The sequence below is a fragment of the Chitinophaga sp. genome, assembly GCF_035564935.1.
GTDB lineage: Bacteria > Bacteroidota > Bacteroidia > Chitinophagales > Chitinophagaceae > Chitinophaga.
In genome coordinates this window covers 17943-27422 of sequence record NZ_DATMTE010000746.1, presented here as the reverse complement: position 1 = coordinate 27422, position 9480 = coordinate 17943, and the positions used below count along the sequence as shown (strand labels likewise).

Annotated in this window: 10 protein-coding genes; 5 read left to right on the top strand and 5 right to left on the bottom strand. The window is 48.4% G+C overall.

Going from position 1 to position 9480, the window contains the following annotated elements; translation table 11 throughout:
- Positions 1–681, top strand: a 681-nt coding sequence (locus VN105_RS19355) for an Obg family GTPase (protein WP_325643236.1), incomplete at its 5' end; no start/stop codon positions are given.
- A gap of 62 nt (positions 682–743) precedes the next feature.
- Positions 744–1451, top strand: coding sequence for a hypothetical protein (locus VN105_RS19350; RefSeq protein WP_325643235.1), 708 nt, complete (start codon positions 744–746; stop codon positions 1449–1451).
- 89 nt (positions 1452–1540) lie between these two features.
- Here VN105_RS19350 and VN105_RS19345 read toward each other — a convergent pair whose 3' ends face one another.
- From VN105_RS19345 to VN105_RS19330, 4 genes are all read right to left on the bottom strand, one after another.
- Positions 1541–2089 (bottom strand): N-acetyltransferase, encoded by a 549-nt coding sequence (locus tag VN105_RS19345; protein ID WP_325643234.1) that lies wholly within the window; start codon positions 2087–2089, stop codon positions 1541–1543.
- The gene (locus tag VN105_RS19340) at positions 2076–2441 is read right to left on the bottom strand and encodes a DUF7674 family protein (RefSeq protein ID WP_325643232.1); all 366 of its coding nucleotides are present in this window, start codon (positions 2439–2441) and stop codon (positions 2076–2078) included. Before VN105_RS19340 ends, VN105_RS19345 begins: the two co-directional genes overlap by 14 nt.
- A gap of 175 nt (positions 2442–2616) precedes the next feature.
- Positions 2617–2739, bottom strand: a complete 123-nt coding sequence (locus tag VN105_RS19335) for a hypothetical protein (protein WP_325643231.1) — start codon at positions 2737–2739, stop codon at positions 2617–2619.
- Between the two features lie 157 nt (positions 2740–2896).
- Positions 2897–3199, bottom strand: a complete 303-nt coding sequence (locus tag VN105_RS19330) for a YbaB/EbfC family nucleoid-associated protein (RefSeq protein ID WP_142684610.1) — start codon at positions 3197–3199, stop codon at positions 2897–2899.
- A gap of 112 nt (positions 3200–3311) precedes the next feature.
- On the opposite strand from VN105_RS19330, the gene VN105_RS19325 reads away from it, so the two are divergent.
- From VN105_RS19325 to VN105_RS19315, 3 genes are read left to right on the top strand one after another with little or no spacing between them, the layout of a single operon-like run.
- Complete coding sequence (locus tag VN105_RS19325) at positions 3312–4547, top strand: geranylgeranyl reductase family protein (protein WP_325643229.1); 1236 nt, start codon at positions 3312–3314, stop codon at positions 4545–4547.
- 15 nt (positions 4548–4562) lie between these two features.
- Positions 4563–5669, top strand: coding sequence for a DUF2891 domain-containing protein (locus VN105_RS19320; RefSeq protein WP_325643227.1), 1107 nt, complete (start codon positions 4563–4565; stop codon positions 5667–5669).
- Between the two features lie 60 nt (positions 5670–5729).
- On the top strand, positions 5730–8285 hold the full coding sequence (locus tag VN105_RS19315; RefSeq protein WP_325643225.1) for a DUF3857 domain-containing protein: 2556 nt from the start codon (positions 5730–5732) through the stop codon (positions 8283–8285).
- Here VN105_RS19315 and VN105_RS19310 read toward each other — a convergent pair.
- On the bottom strand, positions 8282–9475 hold the full coding sequence (locus VN105_RS19310; protein ID WP_325643223.1) for an FtsX-like permease family protein: 1194 nt from the start codon (positions 9473–9475) through the stop codon (positions 8282–8284). The genes VN105_RS19315 and VN105_RS19310 overlap by 4 nt on opposite strands.
- Between the last annotated feature and the right edge of the window lie 5 nt (positions 9476–9480).

Sequence of the window (9480 nt, the reverse complement as noted above, 5' to 3'; positions counted from 1 at the left end):
CAGGAGATCATATGGATCCCCGGCGGACAAGGCGGAAAAGGCAACGCCTATTTTAAATCTGCTACCAACCAAACACCTGAATACGCACAACCCGGTATGCCCGGCAGTGAAGGCTGGAAAATTGTGGAATTAAAGGTTTTGGCAGATGTGGGACTGGTTGGTTTTCCCAATGCCGGCAAATCCACCCTCCTGTCTACCATTACCGCAGCAAAACCTAAAGTGGCCGACTACGCCTTTACTACGCTCACCCCTCAACTCGGAATGGTGGAATACCGCGACAGCAAATCGTTTTGCATCGCCGACCTCCCCGGTATCATCGAAGGCGCCCATGAAGGGAAAGGTTTAGGCCACCGTTTTTTACGACATATTGAAAGAAACGCCGTATTATTATTCCTTATTCCAGCCGATAGTGCAGATCACCGGAAAGATTTTGAAGTACTGGTAAATGAACTGGAACAATATAATCCCGAACTACTGGACAAACAGTTCCTGCTGGCCATCAGTAAAAGCGATATGCTTGATGATGAGCTGAAAGCCGCTATAGCGGCCGAACTGCCGGAAGATGTGCCGCATGTATTTATTTCTTCTGTTACAAACCAGGGACTCAGTGAACTAAAAGATATTCTGTGGGAAGCCCTTAACAGGAAAGTAGATACCACCGGCGCAGTAGACGCAGATTAACTGTTTCCGGGTTCAGGGGCATTTATCCCGGCGCCAACGTTCGTTAGAGTATCCCTTATGCCATGAAAATATTTTTACTCCCCGCAACAGCTTTGCTGTTGCTACCTGCCTGTCATCGGCCTGTAAAGCCCGTGAAGGAAAGACCTGTACAGATAGATACCATGCAACTCATTGCAATACCGGCGCCTGCAGTTAACGTTGCCTCGAATGAAGTATACATAACATCCCGCGACACTACTACGTATATCCATTTCGGTGATTGCTACTTTTCCCTGGACTGGATCATACCGGATACCCAACGCAACGATTTCGAACTGCGCCCGGATACCCTCTATTTCCGGCTGGCGCATCTCCATACCATTGAGGGTCAGATGCTCGCTGTTACCACCGGCGAAATCAACAAAATAAAAATATCACAAGGCTACGAAACCAGCGCTGTTGTTGAACACGAGCCGCTGGACCACTGGAAACACTATCACTCCCCCTGGGAAATAATTCCCCCGGAAGCCAGCAACTTTTTCATCTGCAAAAAATACTCCGCTGCCGAAAAACGCCGGTTCCCCCCAACCTCTCTGCCGGCCCTGCAACAACACGTAAAGGAATATGGCTCACCGGCTGCTTACGCCCGGGTTGCCCAGCTGAACAACTTCCCGGCGCCTCCGGTTCACATCGAAATCAGCCGCTACTACATACGGTTCAACGGTGAACACAAAAAAACAGCAGACAAAGTCAATAAGCTACTCATTATTGATGTGAACTTCAACGGATAAAACAAATACAAACGCAGAAAACCAGCAATGCAAAAGCATCGCCGGTTTAAACTCATTGGCTGTATTTTCACCGTAGTGGTTCTCTTGTTTCAATTCCCCGAAGGCTGAAACAACATGGCAGTACACAAACAATTCCTGTAATTTTTGCCTGCCAGGATAGGATAGTTTACGCAACTTTTACACCCTTCCCAAAAAAGAGGGTCGTGTGTGATCTCATCATAGGTAACCGGCTCAAAACCCAACCGGGTATTGAGTTTCATCACCGGCAAACCCGTGGTGATGCTGAATATTTTTGCACGTGGATAAAGCAGCCGGCTCAGCTCAAATATCTTTTGCTTGATAGCCTGCGCCACCTTCAGTCCACGGAATGCAGGCGCCACAATCAAACCGCTGTTAGATACAAACCCGGCGTTTTCCCAGGATTGTATATAGGAAAACCCAGCCCATATTCCTTCTGCCGTGAAGGCAATAACGGCTTTCCCTTCCAGGATCTTTTCCTTTATTGTAGCGGGATTTCTTTTGGCGATCCCCGTACCCCTCGCCTTTGCGGATGCTTCCATTTCCGCTGCAATAGGCAGGGCAAAATCAACGTCCATAGCTGTTGCCAGCCGGACGACAATCTCCTCATCTGTTTCCATTACCAGTAAGTTGATGTTGTATGTAAAGTGGATAAATTGAATCCGGGATCAATGAATACATCCGGATCCTGCTTACGGCATCTGCAAGGGGAACCCTGCAAAGTACCGGTAAAAAAATACGGGTAATCGCTTCTTTCACAACCGTATTACCCTTTTCATATAACCGGCCGGCCAGCTGCAAACATTTATCTGCTACCGGGAAATTCTGCTCCCTCAGCTGCTTATCGGTATACTCCGTTAAGCAACTAATGGTGTCGTAAATATGATATATGGCCGGAAACTGGTGCAGCGCTTTTCTTAGTGCTGGTATCGTATCTTCAATACAGGCTGGCACTTCATACTGATTGATCATTGGGTTATAATTTTACGCTGTTGTATATGCCAAATGCTATTCCATATTCTGTACAGGAATGTTAAAACTTAGCAGGAGTAAGGGTTTGCTAAGAAAACGTTAACAGCAGTAAAATTAAAATGAGATTAAAACCTTCCGTTTCTGAAGGGTAATTGCAGAAACGGAAAGAATGAGGTCAGGCTACCTGCGCAGCTGCTCCCTCTTCCGGTAAAGCGGGGGATGCTGCTTTCTTTTTCTTCTTCCTGGTTTCGTTCAGCCACATAATAGTACCGGTAGTGGGAAATGTAGCGCCCAGCAATGTTCCACAAAATAACGGCGGGGATCCATGTACGGAGTACTATTACATCGGAAACGGAATATTATTTATGCCCTACAAAATTTATTCAGTTTTCCCATAAAATGAAATTGCCATATATACCAATGGTACATATGGCAATTCCCTGTGTTGAAATATATTACAACAACCCTCCCAGCATTCCGCCGGCAGCGTTCTTCATTTCTGCTTCAAATGCACTCTCTCCTTCTTTCAGCGCACGGTTCAGTGCCGTAAGCAGCAGGTCTTCCAGTTCTTCTTTATGCTCCGGTGCAAAAAGACGCTCAGCAATATCAATACTTTTCACCTGGCGGTTACCATCCACGGTTACTTTTACGGCACCATCGCCGGCTTCGCCGGATAAAGTTACTGTAGCCAGACGTTCTTTGCCTTCCTGCATTTTCTGCTTGATCTGTGTCAGCTTTCCAAATAAATCACCAAACATGTTTCGTGTGTTTTTAAGAACCGCAAATATAGCGGATTTTTAACGGAGCCAATCCCATGTGCTAAATCCTCACTATTCCGTATCTTACCGCCACGTAACAGTATCATCAATAATGGAAACAAAAGTTTGTATCATAGGCGCGGGCCCGGGCGGAGCCACAGCAGCACTGCAACTCGCCCAGCTTGGCGTTGAATGTATCGTAGTCGATAAAGCCGTTTTCCCGAGAGATAAAGTTTGTGGAGACGGACTAAGCGGAAAAGTGCTCACCCTCCTGGAACGTATCGATAAAGGCATCGGGCTACGCCTCCAGCAGGCCATGTTTAAGGCCGACAGCTGGGGCGTTACTTTCGTGGCGCCCAATCGTATCGGGATGGATATCCCCTACCGCATGGGCTACCAGGAAGATATGAGCAACCCAAGAGGATTCGTTTGCAAACGTATCGACTTCGACAATTTTCTGGTGGATGAAATAAAACGCCGCCCGGAAATCCGCTTATTCGAAGGCGTAAGTATCGATAAATACGACCTCCAGCCCGATGGATACCACCTCTCCAGTAAAGATGGCTCCTTTAAAATAAAAGCCGACGTAGTGATAGTAGCCAACGGCGCCCACTCCGGCTTTACCCGCGATGTGGCTGGTATCAAAATGGAACCCAAACATTATGTGGCCGGTATCCGCGCCTACTATAAAGGCATCACCGGCCTGCATAAAGACAACTTCATTGAACTGCACTTCCTGAAAAATATGCTCCCGGGCTATATCTGGATATTCCCCCTCCCCAATGGAGAAGCCAACGTAGGCGTAGGAATGCTCAGCAACTCGGCCCGCAACAAAAAGGTAAACCTGAAACAGCTGATGCTGGATACCCTCGCCACAGACCCCGTTATGAAGGAACGATTCAAAAACGCGGAACTCACCGGCACCATCGACGGTTATGGCTTACCCCTCGGCACCAAAAAAAGAAAACTGCACGGGGAACGCTATATGCTGGTAGGCGATGCAGGTTTCCTGATAGACCCCTTCACCGGCGAAGGCATCGGCAACGCCCTTTACTCCGGCAGGATTGCCGCCCAACAAGCCGCTGCCGCCATCGAAGCCAACGATTATTCGGATACTTTCTTCAACGCATACGACGAAAACGTATACCGCATCCTCGGACCGGAACTACAGGTGAGCACCAAGCTTCAGAAGCTCGTCAAATACCCGTGGCTGTTTAATATGCTGATGAAAATGGGCTCCCGCAATAAACAGCTGAAAGACCTGATGTCGTGCATGTTCCACGAGGTAGACCTCCGGAAAAAACTGGGCAAACCCATGTTCTACGTAAAATTGTTATTTAACAGATAAAAGCATCGCTCCACCGTGAAATTCTCAGGCCAGTTATTCATCATCCTCTTTTTCTCATTCAACATGAGCGCACAGGTACCTTCTTCCAGCCAGGGACACACTCCCGCAGCTTCCAGGTTAACGCCGGATATCGCCAATAAACTGGCAGAACTGCCACTGAAATGCCTGGACCTGGAATTTCCCTATAAAACAGGGATCGTATTCACCGACAGCTCATTGCTCACTGCGCCGAAAAATTATCACCCTGCTTTCTATGGCTGTTTCGACTGGCATAGCAGCGTACACGGGCACTGGATGCTGGTACGGTTGCTGAAATCCTACCCCAACCTGGCAAAAGCTCCGGTGATCAGAACCAAACTGGCCGCACATCTATCTGCAGAAAATATAAAAGTAGAACAACAACTGTTCAGCAACGCAGAAAACAAAAGCTTTGAACGGATCTACGGCTGGAGCTGGCTCCTGCAACTGCAAAATGAACTGCTCACCTGGAACGACCCGCTGGGTAAAACTATGAGCCAAAACCTGCAGCCACTGGCCTCCCAGTTCTCCACCGCATATATCCAGTTCCTCGATAAAATCATGTACCCCATCCGGGTTGGCGAACATACCAACCTCGCCTTCGGGTTATGCCTGGCCTGGGATTATGCAGTAACCGCCAAAGACGAGCCACTGAAAAAAGCCATACACGACGCCGCTATGCGCTTCTACGCCGCCGATAAAAACGCGCCGGTACAATGGGAACCCGGTGGCTACGACTTCCTCTCCCCGTCCCTGGAAGAAGCAGACCTGATGCGCAGGGTAATGCCGGAAACAGACTACCGCAAATGGCTATACGCATTTTTACCCGGCCTCTTTGAAAACAAGATAAGTATCCTGCAGGTGGCACAGGTAAAAGACAGAACCGATGGCAAACTCGTTCACCTCGACGGGCTAAACCTGAGCCGCACCTGGTGCCTGGAAGCCATTGCCGAACACGGTGGTAAAAACCAACAAGCCATCCGCCAATTGGCCCATGCACATATGGAAGCCGGGCTGAAGCAGGTTTTCAGCGGCAGCTACGCCGGTGAACACTGGCTCGCCTCTTTTGCAGTTTATATGTTAACTATCGGAAAACAACCGTAAATTCATCTGCAAAATTTTTACTGCCCTATACCCAGTTAACGGGTATCAACCAACATAGCTATGCACGTTACCAGTTCCCGTGCCCGGAAGTTAGTATTATCCCTGTTGCTGATACTAACACCCACCATTGCACCCGCCCAAAAAGTAAATACCAGCCCCGCACCTACGTGGCTGGTCCCCTTCACGCCCGATCTCACCCGAAAACCAAATGCCAAAAACATCAGCGATGGCTATTACCTCCTCCTGCTGGAAGAACAAAGGCAAATGGAGCTGAAAAGCACTTATCAGCACTTCATCCGGCAAATTGTGTCGGAAGCCGGTATTCAAAACGGATCGGAAATTTCGGTCGACTATGATCCGCAATACGAAAAGCTTAGCTTCCATAAAATAGTGATCCGCCGCGATGGAAAAGAGATTAACCGCCTTCCCGGCGCCGCTTTCAAATTGCTTCAGAAAGAACAGGATCTTTCCCGCTTCATCTACAGCGGTACTTACACCGCTTACCTGATCCTGGAAGATGTAAGGAAAGGCGACCAGATCGAATATGCCTACTCCATCAACGGGGACAACCCGATCTTCAACGGGAAAGTGGACAGCCGCCTGTATTTCGTGGCCTACGAACCTATTGTGAACTACTACAAAAACCTCATCGCAAACCCTCAAAGACAGCTCCGGTTTAAACAATATAATAATGCCGCCGCTCCTGTTCAGAAGTCGTGGAACGGCCTCACCGTATACGAATGGAATAAAGTAGACGTAAGGGAAACCGATAATACCAGCTTTGTTCCGTCCTGGTATAACCCTTTTACCTACGTACAGGTAAGCGAATACCCCTCCTGGAAAGAAGTAGCGCAATGGGGTATGAAAGTGAACCAAACCCCTCCGCCGGGCCCGCTGCTGGCACGTAAGATCGCCGCCCTTAAAAAGCTGGCCAATGGCAACCAGGCCACCTACCTGCTCCAGGCATTACGTTTTGTACAGGACGATATCCGTTATATGGGCATCGAAATGGGAGAATACTCCCACCGCCCCAATAACCCGGATAAAGTACTGGCGCAACGTTTCGGGGATTGTAAAGACAAAGCCCTGCTGCTTTGCACCATGCTCCGCGCCAACAATATTACCGCCAGCATGGCTTACGTAAATACGGATATGAGAGGCGCCGTAAGCGAAATGCTCCCTTCTCCCAATGCCTTTAACCACGCTATTGTACATGCCGTGCTGAATAACAAGGTATACTGGCTTGACGGCACCATGTCGTACCAACGGGGAAGCCTGGCAGATATGTGCGAACCGGATTACCGCCAGGCATTGGTAGTAACTGATACCACCACACAGCTTACCCCCATTGTACCTGCTACCCGTGGCAAAATTGCCATCCGGGAAACTTTCACCCTGCCGGATGATGAAAATAAAGACGGGAAACTGGAAGTGGTAACCACCTATCACCGCGATGATGCGGACGCACAACGGGCAGAGCTGGCAGGTACCAGCATGAAGGATAAAGAAAAATCGTACCTCGCCTACTATAAAAAACTATACGGAGATGTAGCCATCAACGATTCCATCACTACCCGCGATAGCGCCGCCGGCAATACCGTTTATGTAAATGAAAGCTACTTCATACACGATCTCTGGAAAAAAGACAGCAGCACAGGCAAACTGGTATTCACTACCAGCGCACAACCGTTCTACGATATCCTCTCATACATCTCCGACGATAAACGTAAAATACCGGTTAGCATCCGCTATCCTTACGACCTCGACTACCAGATCATCCTGCACACGCCTGTTAAATGGTCGCTGGACCAAACACCGCTGCACCTGCAAAATGAGTATTACATATTCGACTACACCGCTGAAACGAAAGAACAGCAGGTCATCTTGTCCTATCATTTCAAAACATTCAGCGATCATATCCCCGTAAAGTTTATCCCACAATATGTAAAGGATCTGAAGAAGATGAATGAAGTAACTTCTATGGATCTTAGCTGGAATCCTTCTTCCGCGGTAGCCCGGCACCCGGAAGGTAAAGGGAACTGGCTTGCCATAATACTGGCTTTGCTCTTCGCAGCGGGATTCGCCTGCCTGGGGTTTGTTTTTTATAAATATTCAGTTTTGTCCAATGAAGAAGTGCCCGACCCACAGCCCATTGGAGGCGGGCTGGTACTACTCGCTATCGGTTTGCTGTTCACCCCTATGGGAGAAATAGCCGGTATCTGTAAAATGGCGGTATTCGATTATTCGTACTGGATCAGCATTTCCGACCGGCAGGATCTGGGAAATATTACGCTGGTACAGCTTTTCCTCATCATGGAAATGGTGATCAATGTATTTTTCCTGGCTTACAGCATCCTGCTGGCAGTATTGTTTTTTCACCGGCGCGATACCTTCCCATTTGCGCTGGCCACTTTCTATTTTATGGCTACTGTTTTTATTTATGCAGATAATTCACTGAATTACTATTACTTCAAAGCAGAAAAACCCCGCGATATTTTCAGTGTTAACTCCGTCCTCTGGCCGCTGCTGCGCATGGCCATCTGGGTGCCTTACCTGCTGATTTCACAAAGGGGAAAATCTACCTTTACCGTGCCGTACCGGCCCCCGCAGGGCTAAATATTGTTTACATACTTCCTCACCGTAAGAAGGTTTACAATATACACCAGGCCCAACACCAGCGCAATACCCGCAAATACAGGAACACCCGGCCAGGTGCTTACCTGCATTTCATGCCGGGCCAGCTCGCCCGCCGCCCAGTATTGCAAGCCGCTTACCAGCAACAACGATAAAATACCGATCACAATATACAAGGGTACAAACTGCTTCAACAGGTAACGTTGCAGCTGTTTTGGCGCTGTGCCCAGTATCACCAGTAGCTGGATTTCCCGCTTGCAGGAAGCAATCACCAGTTGTATAAACATGCTGAAAACCAGCAGGGCAAAGAACAATAAGATCAACCCGAAAAAACCTACTACAGATACAATGGTTTGCACAATCAGCCTGGTTTTGCTGAACTTCAGTTTATCCTGGTTGGTGGTATAGCCGTTATCCTGCAGGAATTTCACCAATGCAGGGTTGGAAGGATCCGGCGTTTTAATGATCACACGGGAGGTACCGGTGGCGGTGGTCATCCCGTACTTTTCATTGGCCCAGGCCATAAAGGAGGCTGGTACCAGGAAAGAAGAAATACGGTCAGAAAAACCTACAATATGCCCCATGTACTGATCCGATAACTGGTTGCCGGAAATGTTTACCTGTAGCGGCAACGCCTTCACCGTTTCCTGGGAAATCTGCGGCAGGTCCTGGCTCAGGGAAAACCCGAAGTTGTAGAGATTCAGGAAATCGTTTGGCAAAATAATAGGAATGGTACGGTCGCCCTCCGCCCATTTCCAATCCTGCGCTTTCACATCCAGGAAGCTGTCCGGTACCGCTTCAAAAAACATATCCGTGGCAAAATGGAGGTCGCCGGGCGCTTGCACCACTACTTTGTACTGGCTGGAGGTTACTAACCCGAACGACTGTACGAATGGTTGCTTTTTTATAGTGGTAATTTCTTCCGGGGTAAAAATACTTTTAGCCGACTGCCCCATCATAGCATTGGTAATGGTTTTATTGATCACGAGGAAATCGGCGGTTTCATTTTGATTTTTGCTGCTGTACAGCAGCTGGCTGAAGTTGGAGTGTGCCTGGATAGCGATGAGTATCAGCAGCATGGCAATACCCAAACCAACTGCTGCCATCAGGAAGCGGGTTTTTCCCACCCCGGTTTGAATAATTTTCTTCAGTAATTCAAAAAATGGACGCATGAAAT